We start from the raw sequence: 26,792 nt of genomic DNA, 5'->3' as shown, positions 1-26,792 counted from the left end.
CAGACTGCTCCGTTCCTGAAGATTCGGGCGCGACGGCCATAGCGAAAGACCGCGCGCGACGTTATCTATGGGCCGCGTTTTCCGCGGCACACTGGCGCTATAGCGCACATCGTCGTCGGTTGAAACACGTTAGAGATAGATGGGTTAAGATGCCGGAATTGCCAGAAGTCGAAACGGTGAAACGCGGCCTGACGCCGGCGATGGAGGGCACGCGCGTCACCAGGCTGGAGCTGCGCCGCGGCGATCTGCGCTTCCCCTTTCCCGATGCTTTCGCGGACAGGGTTTCCGGCCGCACCATCGTCAGCCTTGGCCGTCGCGCCAAATATCTGCTGGTCGATCTCGACGACGGCAACACGCTGATTTCGCATCTCGGCATGTCCGGTTCCTTCCGAATTGAGGAGGGCCACATCGAGGAGGGGGCTGCCTCCGGCATGCCGGGCGAATTCCACCATGCCCGCTCGAAGGACGAGAAGCACGATCACGTCGTCTTCCATCTGCAAGCGGCCAGCGGCCCCCGCCGCGTCGTCTATAACGATCCGCGCCGTTTCGGCTTCATGGATATGGTGGGACGCGCCGATCTCGCCGCCCATCCCTTTTTCCGCGATCTCGGCCCGGAGCCGACGGGAAACGAGCTCAGCGCCGCCTATCTGGCCGAACGCTTTCGGGACAAGGCGCAGCCGCTGAAGAGCGCGCTGCTTGACCAGAAGAATATTGCCGGCCTCGGCAATATATATGTCTGCGAAGCGCTTTGGCGCTCGCATCTTTCGCCGATCCGCGCCGCCGGCACGCTGGTGACGGCGACTGGCCGGCCGAAGGCGCAGCTCGAGCTGCTCGTCGCCTCGATCCGCGACGTCATCGCCGATGCGATCGCCGCCGGCGGATCGTCGCTGCGCGACCATATCCAGACCGACGGATCGCTCGGCTATTTCCAGCATTCCTTCTCCGTCTATGATTGCGAAAGTCAGGCTTGCCGCACGCCCGGCTGCGGCGGTACGGTCGGCCGCATCGTCCAGGCGGGTCGCTCCACCTTCTATTGCGCCACCTGCCAGAAGTAAGCCTGCCAGAAGCAAGAGTGAGAAACCGGGAGAACAGCATGGCCTATGAGACCCTGATTGTCGAAACCCGAGGCAATGTCGGCCTCGTCACGCTGAACCGCCCGCAGGCGCTGAACGCGCTGAACTCCACCGTCCTGAAGGAGCTGAGAGAGGCCTATGCCGCCTTCCACGCCGACGAGACGGTCGGGGCGATCGTGCTGACCGGTTCCGAGCGCGCCTTTGCCGCCGGCGCCGATATCAAGGAGATGAAGCCGCTTGAGTTCGCCGATATCTATAAGAGTGATTTCATCAGCGGCTGGGATGAGGTCGCTAAGGCCCGCAAGCCGGTGATCGCTGCCGTCAGCGGCTTTGCGCTCGGCGGCGGCTGCGAGCTCGCCATGATGTGCGATTTCATCATCGCCTCGGAGACGGCGAAGTTCGGCCAGCCGGAAATCACCCTCGGCGTCATTCCCGGCATGGGCGGCTCGCAGCGGCTGACGCACGCCGTCGGCAAGGCGAAGGCGATGGATCTCATCCTGACCGGCCGGATGATGGATGCGGCGGAAGCCGAACGATCGGGACTCGTTTCGCGTGTGGTGGCGCCCGATCGCCTGCTCGACGAGGCTTTTGCCGCAGCCGAAAAGATCGCTTCGCTTTCGCGCCCCTCGGTGATGATGGCCAAGGAGGCGGTCAACCGCGCATTCGAGACGACGCTGGAGGAGGGATTGCGTTTCGAGCGCCGCCTGTTTCACAGTCTCTTTGCCACGGAAGACCAGAAAGAAGGCATGGCGGCCTTCGTCGAGAAGCGCAAACCTGCTTTTACGCACCGTTGAATGCTTTTAGGCGCTTGCCGGTAGTAAAGCTTGAAAATCCGCGTTGACGTGGGCCGGCTTTAGAGTTATATGCCCGCCCACGGTTCGGAAAGCCGGTTTGGTTTTCCGCGATTGCTCCCGCATTGCTGGATTTTGTGGCCGCAGGGCCCGCGGTAATGGCGGAGTTTGTTCGAATTCTTGAGAGAGGCATCCATGGCCAATACAACTTCGGCGAAAAAAGCGACCCGCAAGATCGCCCGCCGTACCGACGTCAATAAGGCTCGTCGCTCGCGCGTTCGTACTTTCGTTCGCCAGGTCGAAGAGGCCATCGCATCCGGTGACGCCGCCAAGGCGAAGGAAGCTTTCCTGGCGGCTCAGCCCGAGCTTGCCCGCGCCGCCAGCAAGGGCGTGCTGCATTCCAACACGGCATCGCGCAAGGTCTCGCGCCTGGCCGCTCGTGTGAAGGCTCTTTCGGTCACCACGACCGCGTAATCTTCCGTTAAGGACTTCTTCTTTATGATTAGCCCGGTAATTTTACCGGGCTTTTTCGATTCAACCGATCAGCCCCTGCATGGTTAATCTCACGACTGTTTCGTGTCAGCGCCATGACAGGAAAAAGCGTTTTGAAACAATGGCTTGCGCAAGGATGCTTTTACACTGCGCGACTCTGCCCCCAGCTTCCGGGACCATAGGCGAGTCAAGAGGATTTTATTTTTTTTTCTTTCAATGCGTGTCAAAATAGCCCGAACGGGGAATCTCTTTGATTCAACTGCGATTCTTTTTTGACGCTGGTGTGACGCCCGAAAAGGGCAGCCGGAGTCAATGGCCGCTTGTTAATTTTGCGTAAAATTCATCGTTGATATTGCCTTTTGATCCTGCCTAAATGGCTTTCAACAGAGGGCGCGGACATCACCTGCAGAGGCTCGGTTTTAACTGCCACGTCGGCAGGGCGATGAGTTTGTGCCTTTTGTTACGGAGCCCTGCGCTTCCGTTTTTTCAAGCACTCGACGGATTTGGGCCGTAACGTGGCTGTTACGGAGCGGGGATGTTTTGTGCCTTCAGTGGCCACACGTTTAAGGCGAGGCCGCCGGAGAAGGTTAAAGTAATATTGCGTTCGGGCTGGTTGGCCGAAAACGAGGTTCGACTGCCAGCCTGACACGGAAAGCCGATGAAGGTTGCCGCATGATTGCGGCCCCTGCAACGGAGTTCTGCGTCGGTCCCATTGAGGGACCAGTGTTTTGAGTGAACCGGCAGGCGAGCGGCTCATGAGGATCCGTCAGCCCGCCAAAGCGGGGAATGATCGGGCGGCTGTTTTAGCGGATGCCGCCCGGTGGAATTGAAAGGCGGCATTATGCAGATGAATACGATGACGACGGGCGGGCTCGACAATGGGGATGCGGCACCGCAAGCGTTCGGCTCCATTCGCCTCGAAGCGGGCGAAGCAAAGGCGGAAATGAAGCAGAGCGTTTTGTTTGAGCGCGTTAGCGCGCGCTTGAAGGCCCAGGTCGGTCCTGACGTCTATGCCAGCTGGTTTGCCAGGCTGAAGCTGCATTCGGTATCGAAGAGCGTGGTTCGCCTTTCGGTTCCTACGACCTTCCTGAAGTCGTGGATCAACAATCGTTATCTCGATCTCATCACCGGTCTGTTCCAGGCCGAGGATCCGGAAATTCTGAAAATCGAAGTCCTGGTGCGCACGGCAACGCGCCACGGCACCAAGGCGCTCGATGAGGCGGTCGCGCCGGAACCAGCCGCCCCCGCGCAGATGCGCCGCCCGACAAGCGCGCAGCCGGCCGGTCAGGCCGTCCAGCAGGCGGTTTCGGCTGTTGCCGCCGCAAGGCCAGCAAGCTTTGGCTCGCCGCTCTTCGGTTCGCCGCTCGATAGCCGCTTCACCTTCGACACCTTCGTCGAAGGCAGCTCGAACCGGGTCGCACTTGCGGCTGCAAAGACGATTGCGGAAGCTGGTCAGGGCGCCGTGCGCTTCAACCCGCTCTTCATCCATTCGTCCGTCGGCCTCGGCAAGACCCACCTGCTGCAGGCGGTCGCCAATGCAGCAGTGCAGAACCCCAGGGCTCTGCGCGTCGTCTATCTGACGGCCGAATATTTCATGTGGCGTTTCGCCACCGCGATCCGCGACAATGATGCGCTGACACTGAAGGATTCGCTGCGCAACATCGATCTCTTGATCATCGACGACATGCAGTTCCTGCAGGGCAAGATGATCCAGCATGAATTCTGCCATCTCCTGAACATGCTGCTCGACAGCGCCAAGCAGGTCGTCGTTGCCGCCGACCGTGCGCCCTGGGAGCTGGAGTCGCTCGACCCCCGCGTTCGCTCGCGCCTGCAGGGCGGTGTGGCGATCGAATTCGACGCGCCGGATTACGAGATGCGTCTCGAAATCCTCAAGCGTCGCCTGGCTGTCGCCCGGCTCGAAGATCCGTCGCTCGAAATTCCGGCCGAACTGCTCCAGCATGTCGCCCGCAACGTCACGGCCAGCGGCCGCGAACTCGAAGGCGCCTTCAACCAGCTGGTCTTCCGCCGCTCCTTCGAGCCGAACCTGTCGATCGAACGCGTCGACGAACTGCTCGCCCATCTGGTCGGCTCCGGCGAGCCGCGCCGTGTGCGCATCGAGGATATCCAGCGCATCGTCGCAAGGCACTACAACGTTTCGCGCCAGGAACTGGTGTCGAACCGCCGCACCCGCGTCATCGTCAAGCCGCGCCAGATCGCCATGTATCTGTCGAAGACGCTGACGCCGCGCTCCTTCCCGGAGATCGGCCGCCGGTTCGGCGGACGCGATCACACGACCGTGCTGCATGCGGTGCGCAAGATCGAGGAGCTGATTTCGGGAGACACCAAGCTTTCGCACGAAGTCGAGCTTCTGAAGCGCCTGATCAACGAATAATCGACTAAAGCGCGTCGCGATCTTTCAGATTCGCTTGTCGCGCTTTAGGTCTTTGTTTTTACGCATGTCGTTGTCGCAAAACCGCTGCACACTTTTGCGCGACATGCTTTAGTTTTTCCGAAAAATCCACGGCCGGAAGCGATTCCGGCCGTTTTCCTTTATAAGTTTTTTATTCTATATCTCCCGCGCATGACGTGCATGTCAAAGACTGAAGGGCCAAAACGGCGCATGGGAGGAATGAATGAGTTTTGAAAAGATCGCCGTTCTCGGCCTGGGCAAGGTCGGACGGCTGGCGGCGACGCTGTTGCATGAAGGCGGCTTCGAGGTCATCGGGGTCGACGCGCAATTGCCGCTGAGCGACGTCCCCTTCAAGTGCCGCACCGGCGATATCTCCGACCCGCAGGTGATCGGCGAATTGCTCTCGAGTGTCGAGGCGGTGCTCTCCTGTCTGCCCTATCATTTGAACATCGAATTGGCGCGCGCCGCCCACCTTGCCGGCATCCATTATTTCGATCTGACCGAAGACGTTCCCACAACCAATTTCATCATCGAGCTGTCGAAGACCGCCCGCGGCCTGATGGCGCCGCAATGCGGCCTGGCGCCGGGTTTCGTCGGCATCGTCGGCGCAAGCCTGGCCGACGGCTTCGATCGCTGCCGGTCGATCCGCATGCGCGTCGGCGCCTTGCCGCAGCATCCGACCGGGCTGCTCGGCTATGCCTTCAACTGGTCGCCTGAGGGCGTCGTCAACGAATATCTGAACGACTGCGAGGTCATTGAGGGCGGTGTGCGCAAGCTCGTCTCGCCGATGGAATGGCACGAGACCGTCTATGTCGGCGGTGTGAAGCTCGAAGCCTTCACGACGTCGGGCGGACTTGGCACCATGTGCGATACCATGCTCGGCAAGATCGACAATCTCGATTACAAGACCATGCGTTATCCCGGCCATATGGAGTTGATGAACTTCTTCTTCCACGAGCTTTTGATGCGCGACAAGCGCAAGCTCGCCGGCGAGATCCTGACCAATGCCAAGCCGCCGGTTGAAGACGATGTCGTCTATGTCCATGTCGCCGCCGAAGGCACCGAGAATGGCAGCCTGCGCCGCAAGGAGTTCGTGCGCGCCTATTACCCGATCGAGATTGCCGGGGCGCGCCGCACGGCGATCGCCTGGACGACGTCAGCCTCCGTCGTCGCCGTCATCGAGATGGTCCGCGACGGCCTGCTGCCGGCGACCGGCTTCCTGCACCAGGAGCATATTCCGCTGGAGATGTTTTTGAAGACACCGACCGGCAGCCTCTTCAAGGCGGGTGCCACCAGCCACGGCTGAGACATGCCTTCTTGCGCGGCGGTGATGTTCAATGTCGCCGCGCTGCAAATCCACGCACCGTATGGGTGTCAGCAGGCGAGATCGGCGACGACGGAATCGAGGATCAGCATGCCGGACGGCGTGCAGCGCAGGCGTGAATTGCCGATCCGCTCGATGAATTTGTGTTCGAGCAGGAATTCCTCGCGTTTCGGGTCGAGGTCGCGGCCCGAAAGCTGCTGCCAGCGGGCAAGATCGACGCCTTCTCTGAGCCGCAGCCCCATCAGCAGCAATTCGTCGGACTGTTCCTCGAAGCCGAGCCGCTCCTCGTCGAGAATGCCGTGCCCGTCGCGCTCGACCATGTCGAGCCAGGCTTCCGGCTTGCGCTCGGTCGCCGTCGCGAGCTTTTCCGGGCCACGCGTCAGCCGGCCGTGGGCGCCCGGGCCGATGCCGGCATAATCGCCGTAGCGCCAGTAGGTCAGGTTATGCCGGCTTTCAGCACCCGGCCGGGCATGATTGGAAACCTCGTAGGCCGGCATGCCCTCGCGTGCGGTGATCTCCTGCGTCGCCTCGTAGAGCAGCGCCGATTGCTCGCCATCCGGCACGATCAGCTTGCCGGCCTTGTGCAGACCGTAGAAGGGCGTGCCTTCCTCGATGGTCAGCTGATAGAGCGAAAGATGGTCGACTGCATAGGAGATCGCCTCTTTCAGTTCCTTTTCCCATTCCTCGACCGTCTGCTCCGGCCGGGCATAGATCAGGTCGAAGGACATGCGCGGAAAAATGTCGCGCGCCAGCCGGATCGCCTTCAGCGCGTCGGCGACATCATGCAGCCGGCCGAGGAATTTCAGATCCCGGTCGTTCAGCGCCTGCACGCCGAGCGAGACGCGATTGACGCCGGCCGCCCGGTAGCCGCGGAAGCGTTCGGCCTCGACGCTCGAAGGGTTGGCCTCCATGGTGATCTCGATGCCGGCAGGCACATGCCAGTGCCGTGCAATGCCGTCGAGAATGGCCGAGACCGTTTCTGGCTTCATCAGCGAGGGCGTGCCGCCGCCGAGGAATATGCTCGTCACCGTCTTCGGCCCGCTGATCGCCCGGACTGCAGCCATCTCCGTCAGGAAGGCGGCCGTAAAGCGCTCCTGATCCACAGGCTGGTGGCGCACATGGCTGTTGAAGTCGCAATAGGGACACTTGGCCGCGCAGAAGGGCCAATGCACATAGACGCCGAAGCCCGGCTCACCGGTATCGGGCAAAAGTGCTGCATCGCGCAGCAGGCTTGGCGTGTCTGATGTGCCCACGGACAGACCTTATGCCTCCAGGCAGGTTTCGACAAAGAGTTTGAAAGCGCGGGCCCGGTGCGACAGCGCTTGCGGCTTGCCGACGGTCCAGCCGTGTTTTTCCTCGCCGCTCATTTCGCCGAAGGTGATGTCGTAGCCCTTGGGCTGGAAGACCGGATCGTAGCCGAAGCCCAGTGTGCCGCGCGGCGGCCAGACGACGCTGCCTTCCACCTCGCCACGGAACAGTTCCGTGTGCCCATCCGGCCAGGCAAGGCAGAGCACGCTGATGAAACGCGCCGTGCGCTGTTCCGGCGTTGTCGCGCCGGCATCCTGCAGCGCCTTTTCCACCTTGGCCATCGCCATGTCGAAATCGCGCGTGCCGTCGGCCCTCTCCGCCCAGTTGGCGGTGTAGACGCCGGGATCGCCACCAAGCGCATCGACCACCAGTCCGGAATCGTCTGAAAGCGCCGGCATGCCGGCGGCATTGGCCGAGGCGACCGCCTTGATCGTCGCATTCTCCTCGAAGCTCGTGCCGGTCTCATCCGGTTCGACGAAATTCAACTCCGCCGCCGATTTGGCAGTGAAGCCGAGCGGCCCGATCAGTTCCTGGATCTCGCGGATCTTGCCGGCATTGTGGCTGGCGACGACGATGGTCTTGGTTTCAAGCTTGCGCATTCAGATATCCTGTTCGATGCCCCAGATTTTAGCCTCTGCGCATTCCAGGCTGTTGCCGGCCGGATCGCGGAAATAGATCGAGCGGCCGCCGTTCGGCCAGTGCACCTCGGATTCGATCGCCACACCCGCCGCCGCCAGCTTCTCGGCCATGGCGTCGATATTGCTGCCGGACACCCGGAAACAGGCATGGCCCTGGCCGGTCGTGCCGTGCGGCGGCACCTGCAGTGCTTCCGGCGCCGGCGGCTTCACCGTTTCCTCCGGGTTGAAGATTAGCAGAACGCCAGGCCCGCAGCGGAAGAAGACATGCCGGTTGGCGGCGCGGGCGATCTTTTCCAGTCCGAGAACGTCTTCGTAAAACGCCTCCGCCTGGTCGAGATCCCGCGCATAGAGCGCCGTTTCCAACATGCCTTCCAGCATGGGGTTCATCCTTCGACGGCTTGCTTCTGCAGCGCCACCAGTTCGCCGATGCCGTTTCTGGCAAGCTGCATCAGCGAGGTGAATTCGCCCTCGCTGAACGGCGTGCCTTCGGCCGTGCCCTGGATCTCGACGATCCCGCCGGTGCCCGTCATGACGAAGTTCGCATCGGTCTCGGCCGAGGAATCCTCGAGGTAATCGAGATCGATCACCGGCTGGCTGGCGAAGATACCGCAGGAAATGGCGGCGACATGATCCTTCAGGACCCGATCGACCTTGATCATGTTGCGGCTTTCCATCCATTTCAGGCAGTCGTAAAGCGCGATCCAGCCGCCGGTGATCGACGCTGTCCGCGTGCCGCCATCGGCCTGGATGACATCGCAATCGAGCGTGATCTGCCGTTCGCCGAGCGCCTGCAGGTCGACGACGGCGCGCAACGACCGACCGATCAGCCGCTGGATTTCCTGGGTACGGCCGCCCTGCTTGCCGGCGGCGGCTTCGCGCTTCATACGTTCGCCGGTCGCCCGCGGCAGCATGCCGTATTCGGCCGTGACCCAGCCCTTGCCGGTATTGCGCAGCCATGGCGGCGTCTTTTCTTCGAGGCTCGCCGTGCAGAGCACATGCGTATCGCCGAACTTCACCAGGCAGGAGCCTTCCGCATGCTTGGAAAAATTGCGCTCGAACGAGACCTTGCGCATCTGGTCGATTTTTCTGCCTGAAGGCCGCATTCTTATCTCCTGGGGTTTATTTGACCGCTTCTACGATTGGCGGCGCTCATTTGCAAATTCCCTTTTGCCACGGGTGTTAGTTTGACTATATTTTCGGGAAGTATCATCAGCGCGGGTTCGAAAGCTTCATGGGCATCAGGTCGACGTCGGTTTCGGATGCCGTAGCTGCGCTGGACGAGCGCTCCCGGGAAATTTTTCGTCGCATCGTCGAAGGTTATCTGGAAAGCGGCGAGCCGCTCGGTTCGCGCAACCTGTCCCGAATCCTGCCGATGTCGCTGTCGCCGGCCTCGGTGCGCAACGTCATGAGCGATCTCGAAGAGCTCGGCCTGATCTATTCGCCGCATGTCAGCGCCGGCCGGTTGCCGACCCAGATCGGCCTGCGCTTCTTCGTCGATGCCTTCATGCAGGTCGGCGATCTCTCCGCCGAGGAACGCGCCAACATCGACCGTCAGGTGCGTGCCGAAAGCGGCGGCAATCCCGTCGAATCGATGATGAACGAGGCAAGCCGCATGTTATCCGGCATTTCGCGCGGCGCCGGCCTCGTCATCACCTCGAAAAGCGATCCGGTGCTGAAACATGTCGAGTTCATCCGGCTCGAACCGACAAAGGCGCTGGCCGTGCTCGTCGGCGATCACGATCAGGTGGAAAACCGCATCATCGAGCTGCCGGCGGGCGTCACTTCCTCACAGCTGACGGAGGCGGCGAATTTCCTCAATGCCCATATGTCCGGCCAGACCCTGCCGGAGCTCCGCAAACAACTAAGCCGGCTGAAGGACGACGTCCGCCACGAGCTCGATGCCCTGTCGCGCGATCTGGTCGAGCGCGGCATTGCTGTCTGGGCCGGCAGCCCGGACGAGGGAAAGCCGACGCAGCTGATCATCCGCGGCCGCGCCAACCTGCTCGAAGGCCTCGCCGGCGCCGAGGATCTCGACCGGCTGCGCCTGCTGTTCGACGATCTCGAGAAGAAGGACAGCCTGATCGAGATCCTCAATCTCGCCGAAAGCGGTTCGGGTGTGCGCATCTTCATCGGCTCGGAAAACAAGCTCTTCTCGCTGTCCGGCTCGTCGCTGATCGTCGCGCCCTATCGTGACGACGACGATCGCATCGTCGGTGCCGTCGGCGTCATCGGCCCGACGCGGCTCAATTATTCCCGCATCGTGCCGATGGTGGACTATACGGCCCAGCTCGTCTCCCGCCTTTCGCGCAATCAGCTTTGACGCAACTGCCAGGCACGCGGAATTTTCGCTTCTTTGTCACGCAGACTTGATTTTTTTCGGTCAAACCTCGATATCGGGCGCATCTGAAGACACCAACCGGAGACCGTCATGACCGATGACACGACGAAAAACGGACCTGACGCAACTGCGGCCGATGCCGCAGCCGACGCTGCCGCCTACGTCGAGAACGAAACTGCGCAGCAAGAGCCCGCCCAGCCGGACCCGATCGAGCTTTTGAAAGCCGAAAACGGCGAGCTGCGCGACCGCTATTTGCGCCTTGCTGCCGAGATGGACAATCTGCGCCGGCGCACCGAGCGCGAGGTAAAGGATGCCAAGTCCTATTCCGTCGCGGGTTTTGCCCGCGATATGCTCGCCGTGTCCGACAATCTGCGCCGCGCGCTTGATGCCATCCCTCCGGAGACAAAGGCTGCAGCAGACGCCGGCCTGAGCACGCTGATCGAGGGTGTCGAGATGACCGAGCGTGCCATGCTGTCGGCTCTCGAGCGCCACGGCGTTCGCAAACTGGAGCCGGTTGGCCAGAAGTTCGATCCAAATTTCCATCAGGCGATGTTCGAGGTGCCGAACCCGGACGTGCCGAACAACACGGTCGTGCAGGTCGTGCAGGCCGGTTTCACCATCGGCGAGCGCGTGCTGCGCCCGGCCATGGTCGGCGTCGCCAAGGGCGGCCCCAAGCCGGCCGAAGCCGAAACCAATTCCGTCTTCGACGAAAAGGACGCCTGAGATCGTTTCCTTCCTCCTCGCGAGGAAGGGAAACCGAAGTTTTAGATGCGGGCGAAGCGTTCGACCAGCAGATCGAAGAAGCCGTCCGCATCGACATGGCGCATGACCCTGGCATTGCGCGTGCGCTCGGTCACGTGCCACCAGTCGACGACGGTCATACCGACGGTAAGTTCGGACTGGACCTCGATCTCGACATTGCAGTCCCGGCCGTTGAAAAGCTCCGGCTTCAGCAGGTAGGCGACGACGGTCGGGTCGTGCAGCGGCCCGCCGTCGGAGCCGTATTTCTCGATGTCGAAGCGTTCGAAGAATTCCAGCATCTCGACCATGGCCTTTGCCGGCGCCGTGCCGATCTCGGCCATGCGCTTCACCCGGTCCTTGCGGGTCAGCAATTGATGCGTCACGTCGAGCGGCATCATCACGATTGGAACGCCTGAGCGGAAGACGATATCGGCGGCCTCGGGGTCGACATAGATGTTGAACTCGGCCGCCGGCGTGATGTTGCCGCCCTCGAAGAAGCCGCCGCCCATCATCACCAGTTCGCGGATGCGGGGGACGATGTCGGGCGCCTTCTGGAAGGCCATGCCGATATTGGTGAGCGGCCCGAGCGTGCACAGCGTCACCGTGCCTTCCGGCTCGCGGCGCAGCGTCTCGATGATGAAGTCGACGGCATGGCCGGGCTGCAGCGCCATCGTCGGCTCACTGAGATCAGGACCGTCAAGGCCGGTCTTGCCGTGCACATGTTCGGCGGTCACCAGCTTGCGGGCGATCGGCGCGTCGGCGCCGGCGAAAACCTTCGTCTCAGTCCGGCCGCAGAGCTCGCAGACGATGCGCGCATTGCGGCTGGTGAGCGAAAGCGGCACATTGCCGGCAACTGTGGTGATTCCAAGCACCTCCAGCTCATCAGGGCTGCCGAAGGCAAGCATGATGGCGGCCGCGTCGTCCTGACCGGGATCCGTGTCGATGATGATCTTTCTTGCGCTTGCCATTCCGATCGTTCCATCCTCGCACTGCGTGTTATCGGGCATGCACCGATTTCTTCACGTCCCGTCACAAATCAGCACAATCCGCGCGGGCATGTTTTGATGCGAGGCAGCAGGCGCTTTGTCAAGGAAAGAGCCTGACGCCATCGCCTTAAAATCAGAGGTGACGCCGGCGCGGCGCGTCCGATGCCTTGCAGCGCCGGGCTCCTCTCCCCATATTAGCGCCATCCGGATGCTGCCGTTAAGGTCCGGGATGGTCGCTTGCATCAAGGACTTGAAAAGAGATGAGCCGCATTACCCCTTTCGCCAGTCCGCTGCTTCTGGGCTTCGATGCCATGGAAAAGACGCTGGAGCGCATTTCCAAGGCGAGCGACGGATATCCGCCCTATAATATCGAACGTATCGCCGCCGACAGCGGCGCGCCGGAACGTCTGCGCATCACCCTTGCCGTGGCCGGCTTCAGCGAGGAGGAACTCGACGTCTCCACCGAGGAGAACCAGTTGGTGATCCGCGGGCGCCAAGTGGAACAGGGCGAGCGGGACTATCTCTATCGCGGCATCGCCGCCCGTCAGTTCCAGCGGACTTTCGTTCTTGCGGACGGCATGCAGGTGCTGGGTGCGGCCCTGAAGAACGGCCTGCTCTCCGTCGATCTAATTCGTCCGGAACCCGCGCGCATGGTCAAGAAAATTAACATTTCGGTCTCACAGTAGCACAACGGTTTGTCGAACCGTTGGTCCCTTCTCCCGGAGGAACAGGAATGTTGATGAAAGAAGCCACGTCTCACTTGACCAAATCCGAGCTTGCCCACATCGGCAACGGCGAGGTCGCCTATATCAGAAAAATGCGGACCGATGAGGTCGCCAAGTGCTTTCCCGAAGCGCCGGATATCGATCCGAACGTCGATCTCTGGGCACTCTTCGGCGCCGACGGCACGCCGATCCTTTTGACGGACAACCGCTCCAGCACCTTTTTCAAGGCTGCCGAGGACGAATTGAAGACGGTCAGCCTGCACTGACCGTCAAGACCGTCTGTCGCGTTTCACTGCTTGCGGTGCACGGTCGCTCTATTCGATTTCGCTGCGGTCGGGACGGATGTCGCGACATATGCGCGTAGCTCTTTCGACGCCTTATGCGCGATGACGTTGAAAATTCCAGGATTCGGCAGCATCTGCACCAGCCTTATAGAGCTATGGCAACTATGCAGTCTTTGCTGCCGTTGCATCCATTCTGCTTACCGCGTCGCCAGCATTGGTAAGATCAAACCCCATCCGGTCTGTTGGGGTGGTCCAGACGGTTCGAACCCCAACTTCTTGTAGACGGCTATCGCCCGTTCATTGTCTGGATGCGGATCGGTCGCGATCACAGGTGCGCCCTCATCGAAAAGAGCCTGCATCCTCATTCCGATAAACGCTGAACCATGTCCAACGCCGACCCTTTCGGGGTCTCCGATATATTGATCAATTCCCCGCGACCCTTTGGGAAGGCCGGCAAAATGGTGATCTTCCCATCCGTGGACCGTGTAGTCCTGCAAGAACGCAAATGGCCGTTCGTTAATTGAAATGATCCAGCGAGCCACCCGAGGATCAACCAGTTCTGCTTCACCATACGGCTCACCAGAACCCCACCATTCCAGGACATGCGGGTTCGACCGCCAGGCCTTCAGTAAAGCGAGATCATCCAGGGTTGCTCTGCGAAACTCGTACGGATTGGTCGCGAACATTAGATCACTCTAGCAGATTGTGCGACGGTGAGTCTGGGCCGAAAGCCGTCAGGTAGGCCACTCGAGGCTTGATTGAGATCTCCCGCGCGCGACGGGCTCTCTTACGCGAACCGAACCGCCGATCTCGCGCGGGCCTTTGCCGCTACCTCTTCGCGATCACGAGGAGGTTGAGACGTTTCCAGCGAATCGAGCAACTCACGGGCGCATGCCGCGATCGAATTGACCGCGCGCTCGAATGCGACCTCATTGCGCTTCGACGCTTTCGTCGTTCCGCTCACCTTGCGCACGAACTGGAGCGCGGCATCATGGACCTCGTCGTCCGTCGCTGGCGGATCGAAATTGAACAGGGGTTTTATATTTCGGCACATGACTTGCTCCCGGTCATTGTCTCTCCATCTGAGAGGAGGGTGGCCAGCACAGAAAATAGTCGCGTGAGCGCTAATGGCAACCGGTCCATCGGCGGAACTCTGCGCGCCGCAAGTGAGGGCGCAGCTCGTTCAGTCCGGTCTGTTGTCGGCTTTAGCTATTCTAGATCCGGATGCCGGAAATTCATCAGGCAAGCGTCCCACGCGATTGTTCGCAGCGATGAACATCACGGCGTGTTCGCCGACTTGCCGCCAGCCTCAGATCTTCCTGAAAGTCAGATAGGCCGAAGACCGGCCCTCGCGGCGGGCCTTGGCCTCGTAACGTGTGCTCGGCCAGCCCTCATAGGGGGTCAGCCAATCGGCTGCATTGTCGGCGATCCAGTCGAAACCGCCATGGTCGCGGCATTTGATCAGCGTCCAGTTTACATAGGTGTCGATGTCGGAGGCGAAGCAGAATAGGCCGCCGGGCTTCAGCGCGCGATGAAAGCGGTCGAGATTGGTTTTCGAGACGAAACGCCGCTTCCAGTGCTTCCGCTTCGGCCAGGGATCGGGATAGAGCAGATCGATCTGATCGAGTGAGCCGTCCGGCAGCCAGTCGAGCAGCTGCGTCGCGTCGTCATTGTAAACGCGGATATTGGAGGCACCCGTCTCGCCTATGCGCGACAGCAGCTTCTGCAGGGAATTGACGAAGGGTTCGACGCCGATGAAGCCGGTCGAAGGCCTCTCCAGCGCGCGGTGGATCAGATGCTCGCCGCCGCCGAAACCGATTTCCAGCCGTAATCTTTCGACGGGAACCGGGAAGAGGGATGTCAGCGGCTCCGGGGGAGCCGCTGAGAGATTGATCAGGAATGCCGGCAAGAGACTGTTCAGCGTCTCGGCCTGCTGTTCGCGCAGGGCCTTGCCCTTGCGGCGACCGAAGAAGGCTTCGGTCGCCCGGCCGCGGCGTTCCATATCCGTCATGCTTTATCTCAGGCCTTCACGCTTTCCTTGAGCGCCTTCACGAGGTCGGTGCGCTCCCAGGAGAACGAGCCGTCGCGGCCGGCCTTGCGGCCGAAATGGCCATAAGCAGAGGTCTTGGCATAGATCGGCTTGTTGAGGTCGAGATGGCGGCGGATGCCGGTCGGCGAAAGGTCCATGTTCTTGCGGATCGCTGCCTCGATCTGATCCTCCGTAACCTTGCCGGTGCCGTGCAGGTCAACATAGATCGACAGCGGCTGGGCGACGCCGATCGCGTAGGAGATCTGGATCGTGCAGCGGTCGGCAAGGCCGGCGGCGACGACGTTCTTGGCAAGATAGCGGGCGGCATAGGCGGCCGAACGGTCGACCTTCGTCGTGTCCTTGCCGGAGAATGCACCGCCGCCATGCGGAGCGGCACCGCCGTAGGTGTCGACGATGATCTTGCGGCCGGTGAGGCCCGCATCGCCGTCCGGTCCGCCGATGACGAACTTGCCGGTCGGGTTGATGTACCATTTGCAATCGTCAGCGATCTTCAGCTCGCCGAGCGCTTCGCGGATATAGGGCTCGACGACGGCGCGGACCTTCTTCGAATCCCAGCTCTCGTCGAGATGCTGGGTCGAAAGCACGATCGAGGTTACTTCCGACGGCTTGCCGTCGACGTAACGCACGGTCACCTGGCTCTTGGCGTCGGGGCCGAGCTTGGCGACTTCGCCGTCGCCCTTCTTGCGGGCAACTGCGAGCAGCTGCAGGATCTTGTGGGAATAATAGATCGGGGCCGGCATCAGGTCCGGCGTTTCGCGGCAGGCATAACCGAACATGATGCCCTGGTCGCCGGCGCCCTCGTCACCCTGCTGGTCGGCGGCGCTATCGACGCCCTGCGCGATGTCGGCCGACTGCGAGTGCAAGAGCACGTCGATCTTGGCCTTCTTCCAGTGGAAGCCGTCCTGCTCGTAGCCGATATCCTTGATGGCGCGGCGGGCGGCGGCCTTGAACTTCGACGGGTTGATGACGTCCTTGCCGTCCTTGTCCTTCTTCATCAGGCTCGGCGGCAGGCGGACCTCGCCGGCGATGACGACGCGGTTGGTCGTCGCCAGCGTTTCGCAGGCAATGCGCACGCCCCATGGATTGACGCCGGTCTTGGCCGCTTCGCGGTAGACCAGATCGACGATCTCGTCGGAGATGCGGTCACAGACCTTGTCCGGATGACCTTCGGCAACAGACTCGCTGGTAAAGAGATAATTCGCGCGCATTTCGGGATTCCCCTCAAAGAATAAAAGCCAGCTAGTAGGTACTCAGTTCGAGGGCCGATGACAAGCGCAGAAGGACATAAATATATCTTTATATCTGCGGCAAAGTGACAAATTTTGCCCTAAAAACGCAAAAAAGGCGGCCTTTCGACCGCCTTTCGAATTCTGCGCTTGTCTTGGTTCAGTCGGCGTCGGCTTCAGCGGCCAACGCCTTCACCAGCTCCACGACCTTGCGGCGAACCTTGGGATCGGAAATCTTGACGAAGGCGCGGTTGAGCTGCAGTCCTTCCGAGGACGACAGGAAATCGACGACGTAATTCGAGCTGGAAGCTTCCATGCCGCCGCCGGCAGTGGAATGTTCGCCGGGCGCGTCCTCGAAGAAAAACGACACCGGAACATTGAGGATGTTCGAGATGTTCTGCAGACGGCTTGCGCCGACGCGGTTGGTGCCCTTTTCGTATTTCTGGATCTGCTGGAAGGTGATGCCAAGGCTTTCGCCAAGCTTTTCCTGGCTCATGCCCAGCATTGTACGGCGGAGGCGAATACGGCTGCCAACATGGATGTCGATCGGGTTAGGCTTCTTCTTGTTTTCAATCATGGTCGTGCCCTAGCTAAGAATTTCAACCTGTTTCTAACCGGCATGCCCCTGATCCATCCCAAAACGCCACGTTGCAAGCGGTGAGGAACCCACCTTCAAACATACGTTAAGAACGCCGATTGACATCACTATGCAATTTTAGGGGTTTTTGGTCAATTCAACCCGGAAATAAAACCTCTGCGAGAAATTAGCGCAATCAAAAACAGCAGCGCCTCGGTCAACCAGAAGTATGTTTGCCGGGGGAATGTCGTTCCGACTCCAGTGCTGATACTATCGAGCGTTGCATCGACGAAGCCGGTTGCTCCAAGATCGAGGCCCGCAATAATTTCCCCATGCGCATTCACCAGCGCTGAAATGCCGCTATTGGCGTCGCGAATCAGCGGCAGGCCGGTTTCAACAGCCCGCACGCGGGCCTGCTGGAAATGCTGGTAGGGGCCGGGCGTCGTGCCGAACCAGGCATCGTTGGTGATATTGAGGATCGCGTTGGCGTCTTTTATGTCACCGGTCATTTCGCCGGGAAAAATGATCTCGTAGCAGATCAGCGGATAGAGATTGAGCCCGCCGGGCAGTGCCAGCAGATGCCGGCTTGCCGCGGCCGAAAAGCCGCCCGGGATTTCGACGACATTCTGGATGCCGAATTCGGTGAGCACGTCCTCGAAGGGCAGATATTCGCCGAAGGGCACCAGATGCACCTTGTCGGACGCGGCGATGATCTGTCCGCGGCCATCGATCACGTAGATGGAATTATAGTAGCGCGGCGGCGTGCCTGGTCCCATCTCCTCGGCGCGAACGGCGCCGGCGATCAGGATCTGATTGTCGTCGAGCGTATCGGCAATCCGCGTCAGCGCATCCTGATTGTCGGTCAGGATGAAGGGGATCGCAGTTTCCGGCCAGATGATGATATCGGGCTTGCGCCCGCCATTCTTCGGCGCTTCAGCCGAGAGTTTCAGATGCGTCTCGAAGATCGCGGCGCGGTCGACGTCGTTATCCATTTTCTCTGTCTGGTCGATCGCCGGCTGCACCAGCCGCACCACCGGCCGCTTGTCCTCAGGCAATGTGTCCGGCCGCGGCGCGAGATGGAGAGCATAGGCGCCATAACCGAGATGGGCAGCAAATAGCAGGGCGGCGAGCGCGATGCCCGTCCGCGCCCCTTGCCGTGTTCCGGCAAGGGCAGGCGCAGAAAAGACGAAGACGGCAAGGGCCGTCACGCCCATTGCCCCGATCACATGCGCCGACTGCATCATCAGCGGAACCGGCATGATGCCGTAGCCGATGGCGTTCCAGGGAAAGCCGGTGAAGATCACGCTTCGAAGCCATTCCATCAGCCCGAAGCCTGCCGCAAGCGCGGCGATCCGCCCCATGCCATCAGACCAGACGATGCGCGCAAGAGCGGCCGCCAGGCCGTAGAAGATCGCAAGACAGGCCGGCAGCCCGAGGATTGCCAGCGGCAGCGCCCAGGCGAATTCTTCCTGATCGACCAACAGCGCATGGCCGAGCCACCAGAGGCCGGCGACGAAATAGCCGAAGCCGAACAGCCAGCCGGTGGCAAACGCCGGCCACAGCCTGCCGATCAGGCCGCTTTCAGGCGAAGCCGCCGCCCCGTCGATCAGCCAGACGAGCAGCGTGAAGGACACGAACATCGCCGCGAAAAAGCCGATGGGCGGCAGCGCCAGGACCGCGAATGCCCCGGCGGCCATAGCCAGCAGCGACCGTTTGAAACCCCAGACGAGGATAACCCTGTCCGCAAGCCGCTCCATGCGCACTCCCATCAAACCGCGAATCAACCCATTCGCAGTCTTTCAAAAAAGCGGCTCTTTGTCCCGTCAGTTGGGTCCAGTCAGTTGGCGGCCGATTCCGCCGGCCGGTCGTCGCCGGCCTCGGAGCCGGGAGCGGCGTCGCCATCCGCCTTGGCGCGGCGGCGAACCGCGTGGCGCTTGCGGGTGATGCGCAGCCGCTTGATGCGGCGCGGATCGGCGTCGAGGATGTGGAATTCGAAGCCCGGCAGCGCCTGGACGACCTCGCCGCGCACCGGAATGCGGCCGAGTGCGGAGAAGATCAGGCCGCCCAGCGTATCGACCTCGTCGACTTGCTCGCTGATGTCGAAATCCGGCCCGATCGCTTGGGCGATCTCTTCCAGCTCGACGCGGGCGTCGGCGATGAACATGTCCTCGGCGACGCGCTTGAACATCACCTCTTCGTCGTCATGTTCGTCATCGATGTCGCCGACCACCATTTCGACGATGTCTTCATGCGAGGCAAGCCCATCGGTGCCGCCATATTCGTCGATGACGAGCGCCATCTGCGTGCGGTTCACCTGCATCCGGCGCAACAGGTCGGACGCCAGCATCGACGGCGGCACGAACAGGATCTTGCGGATGATGCCGGCCTCGGCCAGCGTCTTTTGCAGGTCGACGCGGGCGAGATCGAAATTCTGCTTGGCAGAACGCGTGGTCTTCTGAATGTTCTCGGGCGCAACCTCGATCGCCGGCACGACAGCGGCCGGTTTCGTCGGGCCACGGCGCTTGTTGCGCGCCTGCTTGGCGACATAGGAGAGCAGGTCGCGGATATGCACCATGCCGCGCGGATCGTCGAGCGTATCGGCGTAGACAGGCATGCGTGAGCGGCCGGATTCCTCGAAGAGGATCATCAACTCGCCGATGGTGATGTTCTGATCGACCGCCTCGATATCGGCGCGCGGCACCATCACGTCGGCGACGCGAACCTCGCGAAAGCGCAGGATGTTGTTGAGCATCGCCCGTTCGTCGGGCGAAAAGGCGTCGTCGCCGGCCGCATCGGTCATCAGCGCGTCGGCGAGATCCTCGCGCAGTCGCGAGCCCTGCTGCGGGCGAAGGATGCGCGCGGCGCGCGACCAGAAGGATTGTGATCGGCCGGATGGCCGACTACTACTGCCTGCCTCGTCCGAAGAGGAGGATGGCTCGGAGTCCTTGGCGTCTGCCGCCGGCTTCGTCGTAAAGTCGCTCATGGTTCCATTTTAAGGTCTTGACCCTCGTAGGGATCAGATAGGCCGAGCTGCGCCAAAATGCGAGTCTCCAACCCCTCCATAATTTCGGCTTCGGCACTATTCATATGGTCGTAGCCGAGAAGATGCAAGAAACCGTGCACCAGAAGATGGGTCAGGTGGTCGTCGAAACTCTTTTCGAGCTCGGCCGCTTCCCGCTCCAGCGTCTCCCGGGCGATGATGATGTCGCCGAGCATCGGGCCGGGCATCTTGCCGGGCTGAACCGGAAAGGCCGGAAAGGAGAGCACGTTGGTCGCCTTGTCCTTGCCGCGCCATTCGGCGTTGATGTCCTGGATCGAGGCATCGTCGGTGAAAACGAGCGAAACCTCGGGCGGCAACGTCGGGAAGGGCTGCTTCTCGCTGTCGCTGAGATAGACCACTGCTGCGCCGAGCACGCGTTCGCAAAACGACAGCAGCGTCTCCTCGCCGGGCCAGCCGATGTCCTCGACGCTGATCTGGATGTCGAGTTCGGCCATTAGCCCTGCCGGCTGACGTCTTCGGCGACGGCATAGGTGGAATCATAGGCCCTGACGATGCGCCCGACCAGCGGGTGGCGGACGACGTCAGCATCCGTGAAGCGCACGATCGAGATGCCCTCGACGCCGTTCAGAAGCTGCAAGGCCTCGACGAGGCCGGATTTGACGCCGCGCGGCAGATCGATCTGGCTCGGGTCGCCGGTGACGATCATGCGGGCATTCTCGCCGAGACGCGTCAGGAACATCTTCATCTGCATCGACGTCGTGTTCTGCGCTTCGTCGAGGATGATGGCGGCGTTGGCGAGCGTGCGGCCGCGCATGAAGGCGAGCGGCGCGATTTCGATGACACCGGCAGTGATCGCCCGGTCGACCTTGTCGGCAGGGATCATGTCATAGAGCGCATCATAGAGCGGGCGAAGATAGGGATCGACCTTTTCCTTCATGTCCCCGGGCAGGAAGCCGAGACGCTCGCCGGCCTCGACGGCCGGGCGCGACAGGATGATCTTTTCGACAGCGCCGCGCTCCAAGAGCTGGGCGGCATGGGCGACGGCGAGATAGGTCTTGCCGGTGCCGGCCGGGCCGACGCCGAAGACAAGCTCGGCGCGTTCCAGCGCCCTGATATAGGCGTCCTGGGTTGGCGTGCGGGCGATGATCGTCTTCTTGCGCGTGGACACCTGCGCCATCGTCAGCTTGGCCTTGCGCTCCATGGTCGGCAGGCTGAGCTGATCGTCGGCGGCGACCGCCATGCGGATTGCACCCTCGACGTCGGATCGTTCCACGCTGCCGCCTTTCTGAAGTTTTTCATAGAGATAGTCGAGCGTGCGCCGCGCCTGATTGGTGGTCACGATATCGCCGGTGATGACGACCGAATTGCCGCGTGCCCGCGCATCGATGTTCAGCCGTTGCTCGAGCAGCTTGAGGTTCTGGTCGAATTGACCGAAGAGCTCGCTGGCGAACCGGTTGTTCTCGAACGTCAGGACGAAGTGATTGGTATCGCTCGGCGTGCGGGGGTGGCGCGGTGAAGAAGAAACCAATTCTTGTCCGTTCAAGCGGTCGGGCTCCTTGGGTTAAACCGCAGCCTCTGCGCGTTCCGCAAACAGGCTGTTTGTTCCGGTTCCTGTGATTCGCACTTTAATAATGTCACCGATTTGCGATGCTTTTGCATCAACATTCACGGATTGAAGCCAGGGAGAGCGTCCGATTAGTTGTTCCGGCATGCGACCGGGCTTTTCGAGCAACAGGTCGATCTCTTTGCCGATGCAGGATTCGGCAAATTCCTGCTGCTGCTTCAGGAGAAGCATTTGCAGGCGTTCCAGCCGTTCTGCCTTGATCTCTTCCGGCACCTGGTCCTTCAGTTCCGCGCCGGGTGTGCCCGGCCGTGTCGAGTATTTGAACGAGAAGGCCTGTGCATAACGGACCTCCTCCACAAGTCTCAATGTATCCTTAAAATCCTCATCTGTCTCCCCCGGAAAGCCGGTGATGAAATCGCCCGACAGCGCGATGTCGGGCCGCACCGTGCGGATGCGCTCGATCAGCGTGAGATATTCGGCCGCCGTGTGACGCCTGTTCATCGCTTTCAGGATGCGGTCCGAGCCCGACTGCACCGGCAGGTGCAGATAGGGCATCAGTGCGCTGAGGTCGCGATGGGCATTGATCAGCCGGTCGTCCATATCGCGCGGATGGCTTGTGGTATAGCGCAGCCGCGCCAGGCCGGGGATCTCGGCCAGCCGGTAGAGCAGGTCGCCGAGGCTCCATGCCTCGCCCTGGCTCCCGGCGCCGTGCCAGGCGTTGACGTTCTGCCCGAGCAGGGTGATCTCGCGCACCCCGCTGTCGACAAGCTTTTCAGCTTCCTCGACGATCTGGGAAACCGGCCGCGACACTTCCGAGCCGCGTGTATAGGGCACGACACAGAAGGTGCAGAATTTGTCGCAGCCCTCCTGCACCGTCAGGAAGGCGGTGACGCCGCGGGCGCGGATCCTTCGGCTCTCGGCGATCGGCAGATGCTCGAACTTGTCCTCGATCGCATATTCGGTGTCGACGACGCGCTGGCCTTGCTTGGCCAGGCGTAGCGCCTCCGGCAGGCGATGATAGGTCTGCGGGCCGATGACGACGTCGACGGCGGGCGCGCGGCGCAGGATCTCTTCGCCTTCGGCCTGGGCGACGCAGCCGGCAACGCCGATCATCATCTCCCGTCCGTCCGCCGCCTTCTTCTTTTTCATATCGCGCAGCCGCCCGAGCGCCGAATAGACCTTCTCGGCCGCCTTCTCGCGGATGTGGCAGGTATTGAGGAGAACGAGGTCCGCCTCTTCCATATCTTCAGTCGGCTCATAGCCGTCGCGGGCGAGCGCATCGCTCATGCGCGTCGAATCGTAGACGTTCATCTGGCAGCCATAGGTCTTGATGAAGACCTTGCGGCTGTTGCTGCCGTCGCGGAGAAACGGCTCCGGGGCCTGGAGAAGGGCGCTGTCCTGTGTCATGGCGCGCTATTTAGTGGTTTTTGCCGCCCGAGAAAATCGAAATCTTCTTTCAGGAGATTTCTCGCCCGCGCAACCGGCTGTTCAGGAGGTTGCGGATGCGCAAGGCGATCGTCGCGCTCACCTCCTTGCGGCTGGTCTCGGCGCGGTAATCCACCGCCTCGCCGAAGGAAACCTCGGCGTCGATCGCGCCGCAGCGCACGATGTCGAGGAGGTGCGGCAGCAGCTCGATATCACCCGGCCACGCCGCGAGCGGCCGGTGATAGCGCCCCATGGCGATGCCGTGCACCCTGGTATAGGCAACCGCCACCGGCTGCACCACGACGGTCCCGGTCGGCGAATAGGGCACCGCCATCGCCGCGGCGCCGAACAGCGAGGACTTGACCTCGAGCAGCCGGTTGCCGTCCGAGGTCGTGCCTTCCGGGAAGAGCACGACGATCTCGCCGTCTGCCATGCGCCCGGCGATCTCGTTTGCCTGGTGACCGGTCTTGCGCCTCTCCTCGCGCACGACGAAGACGCTCTTCTGCAGCTTGGCAAGCGTGCCGAAGATCGGCCATTTGCTGACCTCGATCTTGGCGATGAAGGCGACGTCGGCAATGGCCGACAGCACCATGATATCCAGCCAGGAGGAATGGTTGGAACAGAGCATCAGCGGTCGGCGGTCTTCGAGCTTGCCCATCACACGGACGCGGATGCCGAGGCAATAGCATACGATTCGGTGCCAGACGCGCGGCAGCCTGCGCCGCAGCCGCCAGTCGAAGCGCAGCGCCAGCAGCTGCAGCGGCATGAGCACGATGCTGACCGCAAGGATGACAATCGCGGCGAAGGCGATGCGCAGCCAGGCGATCAAATGCTGGTCTCCCGGGCTGCCATTGCTTCAGAGATCTTCTTTCTTCAGCGGAACGCCGTAGAGCTCCAGCCGGTGGTCGACCAGCCGGAAGCCGTGCTCGCGGGCAATGCGCTCCTGCAGCGCCTCGATTTCCGGCGAGCGGAATTCGATGACCGTGCCGGTCTTCAGGTCGATCAGGTGGTCGTGATGCTCTTCCGGCACCGTTTCGTAGCGCGAGCGTCCGTCACGGAAATCGTGGCGGGCGATGATGCCGGCATCCTCGAACAGCTTTACGGTGCGGTAGACGGTCGAGATCGAGATCTTCGCGTCGACCTTCACCGAGCGGCGGTAGAGTTCTTCGACGTCGGGATGGTCTTCCGAGTCTTCCAGGATGCGCGCGATCACGCGGCGCTGCTCGGTCATGCGCATGCCGCGTTCGGTGCAAAGCTCCTCGAGGGTCTTGGCTACATCAGTCATCGCCGGCCTATAGAGATATTCGTGTTTCGACAACGCCGCTGGGGCATTTGCGCCAGCCTGCATGTCATCTCGCTGGCAGGAACTACCGAAGAACGCGCTTCATGACAAGCGCCGTGGAGAGGGCGCCGTTTTCCTGTCTGTAGTAACCCTGACGTTCGCCGACCTTTTCGAAGCCGAGCTTGCGGTAGAGGCCAAGCGCTGCCGTATTGCCGTTGTCGACCTCGAGAAACATGCTCTCGCCGCCGCGCGAGCGCGCTTCCCGCATCGCCGCCTGCATCAGCCGCCAGCCAAGTCCGGCACGGGCGACCTTCGCCTGCACGGCAATGGTCAGGATCTCCGCTTCGCCGGCGACATGGCGGGCGAGAATGAACCCCGGAAGCGGCTTTTTCAGGATGGCATTGGTCTGGCGCGCGACGAAGCCGAAGACGGTATCCTGCATCAGCAGGCCGTGAAATTCACCGTCGCCCCAGGGCCGGGCGAAGCGCTCGCCGTGCAGGATGGCGACATCGCGGCAATCCTCGCGCTCCATGGCGATGATCTCGAATTCCGGTTTCAGCGTCAGATAGGCTTCCAGCATCGTCATACTCGTCGGGCAATCGCATACCCGGCCTGCGGCTTGGCATCGGGTCCGCGCAGATAAAGGGGCTTCGGCTTTCCGGCATCGGGGGAGGCGGCAGCGCCCAGGCGCGCCACGACGGAGATCGGGAATCTGTTGGTGTGATCGCTGCCGGCGTCGGCCTTCAGGAGGGGCGTCGCCGAACCGGTGATCTCGCCGTCGAAGCCGGCAGCATATGCCTGCGCTTCTGCAACGCTGACTGACCTTGGCGCGTCGAGGGGCGAACCGTCGGCTGCGAAGGACTGGAGGTAGATTTCGTCCCGCTTGGCATCCATCGCCGCCAGCACGGCGCGATGAGGCGTCTTGTCGCGCTGGGCCGATGCCATGACTTCGAGGGTGGTGACGCCGACGGCCGGCACATTGAGGGAAAGCGCAAAACCGCGGGCTGCGGCAACACCGACGCGGATACCGGTAAAGGAGCCGGGACCGATGGTAACGGCAAGGCGGTCGACATCCGAAAGGGCCAGTCCCGCCTGATCGAGTGCGCGATCGACGATACCCATCAGATGTTCAGCATGCCCCTTGCCGATCATGTCCGATGCCTCCCCCAGCACCGTACTCCTGCCGCTGTCATAGACAGCGGCAGCGCAGTCCACACCCGCCGTGTCGAGCGCCAGAATGATCATGCCATCAATTTCCGAATAAACCAGTGTCGCCTATCGATAAATCCGTTCGACCGAACCTGAGATGAACGGCCGGACGAATTCAGGATTTTTATGCGGCGATCACTTCCTGCACTTCCGGAACGAAATGGCGCAGCAGGTTCTGGACGCCGTGCTTCAGCGTTGCCGTCGAAGACGGGCAGCCGGCGCAGGAACCCTTCATGTTCAGATAGACCTTGCCATCCTTGAAGCCGCGGAAGGTGATGTCGCCGCCGTCCTGGGCAACGGCCGGGCGCACGCGGGTCTCCAGAAGCTCCTTGATGGTCAGCACGATCGATTCATCGCCTTCGTCGAAGAATTCGTCGCCGGCATCGGCGTCTTCGGACAGGATGGAGGCATCGCCCATGACCGGCTTGCCGGACATGAAGTGCTCCATGATCGAGCCTAATATAGCCGGCTTAAGATGCTGCCAGTCGGCATTATCCTTGGAGACGGAAATGAAATCATAGCCGAAATAGACGCCGGTGACGCCCGATATTTCGAACAGGCGGGCAGCGAGCGGCGACGCTTGAGCCTCTTCAGTGCTGCGGAACTCGGCAGTGCCGTTTTCCATCACCACCTTGCCCGGTAGGAACTTCTGCGTGGCGGGGTTCGGCGTGGCTTCGGTCTGAATGAACATCTGATTCTCCATGCGGCCGGCCCATGGTCTCGGCCGTCTTTAGAATTCTTCAAAAGAAGATAAGCCGATTGACGGCTCTAATCAAGAGACTTGTACTCAAGAAATGCTACAGTTAGAGCATGATGTCGTCCGAAAACCGCTCACAGTTTTCGGGATCACGCTCTAGCAGAGAGCGTCGATTTCCTCGTTGGTCAGCGTATCCGGCAGCACGGTGACCGGGATCGGAAACGCCGCCGCGCGACCGGCGACCGAGGAGACCAGCGGCCCGGGACCTTCCTTTGCCGAACCGGCGGCCAGAACCAGGATCGCCACATCGCGGTCTTCCTCGATCACGGCGTTGATCTGTTCGGCAGCACCGCCCTCGCGGATGACGACCTCAGGCTCGATGCCGATGGTCTCGCGCACGATCTGGGCGATCTTGGCAACCACCGCCTCGGCCTCCTCACGCGCTTCGGCCCGCATGATTTCTTCGACGCCGAGCCATTGCTGGAAATCCCCATCCGGGATCACGTAGAGCAGCACCAGCCCGCCATTGGAATTCTTCGCGCGCCGGCCGGCATAATGAACGGCGCGTTGGCATTCGGGTGTACCGTCGATTACCGCCATGAATTTGCGGCGGTGACCTTCGAGCCGTGAGAGTCGCTTCGATACCATGGC

30 protein-coding genes are annotated in these 26,792 nt (G+C 61.5%); 9 read left to right on the top strand and 21 right to left on the bottom strand.

Annotated features, from left to right (window positions below; translation table 11 throughout):
• Positions 1-149: 149 nt before the first annotated feature.
• From mutM to OIU37_RS17435, 5 genes are all read left to right on the top strand, one after another.
• Positions 150-1,055 carry a bifunctional DNA-formamidopyrimidine glycosylase/DNA-(apurinic or apyrimidinic site) lyase gene (mutM, locus tag OIU37_RS17455; protein ID WP_264258145.1) on the top strand — a complete coding sequence of 302 codons (906 nt, stop codon included), beginning with the start codon at positions 150-152 and terminating at the stop codon, positions 1,053-1,055.
• 38 nt (positions 1,056-1,093) lie between these two features.
• Positions 1,094-1,867, top strand: coding sequence for an enoyl-CoA hydratase (locus OIU37_RS17450; protein ID WP_180693976.1), 774 nt, complete (start codon positions 1,094-1,096; stop codon positions 1,865-1,867).
• A 192-nt stretch (positions 1,868-2,059) separates the two neighbouring features.
• A complete protein-coding gene (gene rpsT, locus OIU37_RS17445; protein WP_003544819.1) occupies positions 2,060-2,338 on the top strand; it encodes a 30S ribosomal protein S20 in 279 nt (92 codons plus the stop codon).
• Between the two features lie 859 nt (positions 2,339-3,197).
• Positions 3,198-4,748: a chromosomal replication initiator protein DnaA gene (gene dnaA, locus OIU37_RS17440; RefSeq protein WP_180693975.1), complete on the top strand. Its 1,551-nt coding sequence runs from the start codon at positions 3,198-3,200 to the stop codon at positions 4,746-4,748.
• A 241-nt stretch (positions 4,749-4,989) separates the two neighbouring features.
• Positions 4,990-6,072 carry a saccharopine dehydrogenase family protein gene (locus OIU37_RS17435; RefSeq protein ID WP_180693974.1) on the top strand — a complete coding sequence of 361 codons (1,083 nt, stop codon included), beginning with the start codon at positions 4,990-4,992 and terminating at the stop codon, positions 6,070-6,072.
• A 68-nt stretch (positions 6,073-6,140) separates the two neighbouring features.
• Here the strand turns inward: OIU37_RS17435 and hemW are convergent, their stop codons facing one another.
• The 4 genes from hemW to rph are packed head-to-tail and all read right to left on the bottom strand — an operon-like array spanning position 6,141 to position 9,139.
• Complete coding sequence (gene hemW, locus OIU37_RS17430) at positions 6,141-7,343, bottom strand: radical SAM family heme chaperone HemW (protein ID WP_180693973.1); 1,203 nt, start codon at positions 7,341-7,343, stop codon at positions 6,141-6,143.
• Positions 7,344-7,352: 9 nt separating this feature from the next.
• Positions 7,353-7,997, bottom strand: a complete 645-nt coding sequence (gene rdgB, locus OIU37_RS17425; RefSeq protein ID WP_180693972.1) for an RdgB/HAM1 family non-canonical purine NTP pyrophosphatase — start codon at positions 7,995-7,997, stop codon at positions 7,353-7,355.
• The gene (locus tag OIU37_RS17420) at positions 7,998-8,423 is read right to left on the bottom strand and encodes a VOC family protein (protein ID WP_180693971.1); all 426 of its coding nucleotides are present in this window, start codon (positions 8,421-8,423) and stop codon (positions 7,998-8,000) included. It abuts the gene before it with no gap.
• Positions 8,420-9,139: a ribonuclease PH gene (gene rph, locus OIU37_RS17415; RefSeq protein WP_011650181.1), complete on the bottom strand. Its 720-nt coding sequence runs from the start codon at positions 9,137-9,139 to the stop codon at positions 8,420-8,422. The genes OIU37_RS17420 and rph overlap by 4 nt, the downstream gene beginning before the upstream one ends.
• A gap of 128 nt (positions 9,140-9,267) precedes the next feature.
• Between rph and hrcA the strand changes: the two genes are divergently transcribed.
• The gene (gene hrcA / locus OIU37_RS17410) at positions 9,268-10,356 is read left to right on the top strand and encodes a heat-inducible transcriptional repressor HrcA (protein WP_003556035.1); all 1,089 of its coding nucleotides are present in this window, start codon (positions 9,268-9,270) and stop codon (positions 10,354-10,356) included.
• 108 nt (positions 10,357-10,464) lie between these two features.
• Positions 10,465-11,097 carry a nucleotide exchange factor GrpE gene (gene grpE, locus OIU37_RS17405; protein WP_003544834.1) on the top strand — a complete coding sequence of 211 codons (633 nt, stop codon included), beginning with the start codon at positions 10,465-10,467 and terminating at the stop codon, positions 11,095-11,097.
• A 41-nt stretch (positions 11,098-11,138) separates the two neighbouring features.
• On the opposite strand, the gene OIU37_RS17400 is transcribed toward grpE, so the two are convergent.
• Positions 11,139-12,083, bottom strand: coding sequence for a nucleoside hydrolase (locus OIU37_RS17400; RefSeq protein ID WP_264258144.1), 945 nt, complete (start codon positions 12,081-12,083; stop codon positions 11,139-11,141).
• A 278-nt stretch (positions 12,084-12,361) separates the two neighbouring features.
• On the opposite strand from OIU37_RS17400, the gene OIU37_RS17395 reads away from it, so the two are divergent.
• Positions 12,362-12,787 (top strand): Hsp20 family protein, encoded by a 426-nt coding sequence (locus OIU37_RS17395; protein ID WP_171601836.1) that lies wholly within the window; start codon positions 12,362-12,364, stop codon positions 12,785-12,787.
• A gap of 47 nt (positions 12,788-12,834) precedes the next feature.
• The gene (locus OIU37_RS17390; RefSeq protein ID WP_003544838.1) at positions 12,835-13,092 is read left to right on the top strand and encodes a DUF1150 family protein; all 258 of its coding nucleotides are present in this window, start codon (positions 12,835-12,837) and stop codon (positions 13,090-13,092) included.
• 215 nt (positions 13,093-13,307) lie between these two features.
• Here the strand turns inward: OIU37_RS17390 and OIU37_RS17385 are convergent, their stop codons facing one another.
• The 16 genes from OIU37_RS17385 to OIU37_RS17310 all read right to left on the bottom strand — a co-directional run bounded on the left by OIU37_RS17385 (position 13,308) and on the right by OIU37_RS17310 (position 26,789).
• Complete coding sequence (locus OIU37_RS17385) at positions 13,308-13,796, bottom strand: GNAT family N-acetyltransferase (RefSeq protein ID WP_180693969.1); 489 nt, start codon at positions 13,794-13,796, stop codon at positions 13,308-13,310.
• Between the two features lie 101 nt (positions 13,797-13,897).
• Positions 13,898-14,164 (bottom strand): DUF2277 domain-containing protein, encoded by a 267-nt coding sequence (locus OIU37_RS17380; protein WP_180693968.1) that lies wholly within the window; start codon positions 14,162-14,164, stop codon positions 13,898-13,900.
• A 255-nt stretch (positions 14,165-14,419) separates the two neighbouring features.
• Positions 14,420-15,121, bottom strand: a complete 702-nt coding sequence (locus OIU37_RS17375) for a tRNA (guanosine(46)-N(7))-methyltransferase TrmB (RefSeq protein ID WP_180693967.1) — start codon at positions 15,119-15,121, stop codon at positions 14,420-14,422.
• Between the two features lie 8 nt (positions 15,122-15,129).
• Entirely contained in the window at positions 15,130-16,368 is a 1,239-nt protein-coding gene (gene metK, locus OIU37_RS17370) for a methionine adenosyltransferase (protein WP_168314615.1), read from the bottom strand.
• A 178-nt stretch (positions 16,369-16,546) separates the two neighbouring features.
• On the bottom strand, positions 16,547-16,963 hold the full coding sequence (locus OIU37_RS17365) for a helix-turn-helix domain-containing protein (protein ID WP_064648423.1): 417 nt from the start codon (positions 16,961-16,963) through the stop codon (positions 16,547-16,549).
• 152 nt (positions 16,964-17,115) lie between these two features.
• Positions 17,116-18,720 carry an apolipoprotein N-acyltransferase gene (gene lnt / locus OIU37_RS17360; RefSeq protein WP_264258143.1) on the bottom strand — a complete coding sequence of 535 codons (1,605 nt, stop codon included), beginning with the start codon at positions 18,718-18,720 and terminating at the stop codon, positions 17,116-17,118.
• Between the two features lie 80 nt (positions 18,721-18,800).
• Positions 18,801-19,946 (bottom strand): hemolysin family protein, encoded by a 1,146-nt coding sequence (locus tag OIU37_RS17355; protein ID WP_264258142.1) that lies wholly within the window; start codon positions 19,944-19,946, stop codon positions 18,801-18,803.
• Complete coding sequence (ybeY, locus tag OIU37_RS17350) at positions 19,943-20,458, bottom strand: rRNA maturation RNase YbeY (protein WP_012755778.1); 516 nt, start codon at positions 20,456-20,458, stop codon at positions 19,943-19,945. The genes OIU37_RS17355 and ybeY overlap by 4 nt, the downstream gene beginning before the upstream one ends.
• On the bottom strand, positions 20,458-21,507 hold the full coding sequence (locus OIU37_RS17345; protein ID WP_264258141.1) for a PhoH family protein: 1,050 nt from the start codon (positions 21,505-21,507) through the stop codon (positions 20,458-20,460). Before OIU37_RS17345 ends, ybeY begins: the two co-directional genes overlap by 1 nt.
• A gap of 18 nt (positions 21,508-21,525) precedes the next feature.
• Complete coding sequence (gene miaB, locus OIU37_RS17340) at positions 21,526-22,935, bottom strand: tRNA (N6-isopentenyl adenosine(37)-C2)-methylthiotransferase MiaB (RefSeq protein WP_264258140.1); 1,410 nt, start codon at positions 22,933-22,935, stop codon at positions 21,526-21,528.
• Between the two features lie 49 nt (positions 22,936-22,984).
• Complete coding sequence (locus OIU37_RS17335; RefSeq protein WP_264258139.1) at positions 22,985-23,782, bottom strand: 1-acyl-sn-glycerol-3-phosphate acyltransferase; 798 nt, start codon at positions 23,780-23,782, stop codon at positions 22,985-22,987.
• A gap of 27 nt (positions 23,783-23,809) precedes the next feature.
• Positions 23,810-24,238, bottom strand: a complete 429-nt coding sequence (locus tag OIU37_RS17330; RefSeq protein WP_003544875.1) for a Fur family transcriptional regulator — start codon at positions 24,236-24,238, stop codon at positions 23,810-23,812.
• A gap of 82 nt (positions 24,239-24,320) precedes the next feature.
• Positions 24,321-24,821 carry a GNAT family N-acetyltransferase gene (locus OIU37_RS17325; protein ID WP_171601828.1) on the bottom strand — a complete coding sequence of 167 codons (501 nt, stop codon included), beginning with the start codon at positions 24,819-24,821 and terminating at the stop codon, positions 24,321-24,323.
• Positions 24,818-25,480, bottom strand: coding sequence for a tRNA (adenosine(37)-N6)-threonylcarbamoyltransferase complex dimerization subunit type 1 TsaB (gene tsaB, locus OIU37_RS17320; RefSeq protein ID WP_264258138.1), 663 nt, complete (start codon positions 25,478-25,480; stop codon positions 24,818-24,820). The genes OIU37_RS17325 and tsaB overlap by 4 nt, the downstream gene beginning before the upstream one ends.
• Before the next feature lie 88 nt (positions 25,481-25,568).
• Complete coding sequence (locus OIU37_RS17315; protein ID WP_012755783.1) at positions 25,569-26,135, bottom strand: NifU family protein; 567 nt, start codon at positions 26,133-26,135, stop codon at positions 25,569-25,571.
• A 162-nt stretch (positions 26,136-26,297) separates the two neighbouring features.
• Positions 26,298-26,789 (bottom strand): universal stress protein, encoded by a 492-nt coding sequence (locus OIU37_RS17310; RefSeq protein WP_003544884.1) that lies wholly within the window; start codon positions 26,787-26,789, stop codon positions 26,298-26,300.
• Positions 26,790-26,792 lie beyond the last annotated feature (3 nt).

It is taken from the genome of Rhizobium sp. BT-226 (genome assembly GCF_025847085.2).
Lineage (GTDB): Bacteria > Pseudomonadota > Alphaproteobacteria > Rhizobiales > Rhizobiaceae > Rhizobium > Rhizobium sophorae.
The sequence above is the reverse complement of the archived record's forward strand: the minus strand, read 5'-3'. Positions and strand labels throughout refer to the sequence as shown.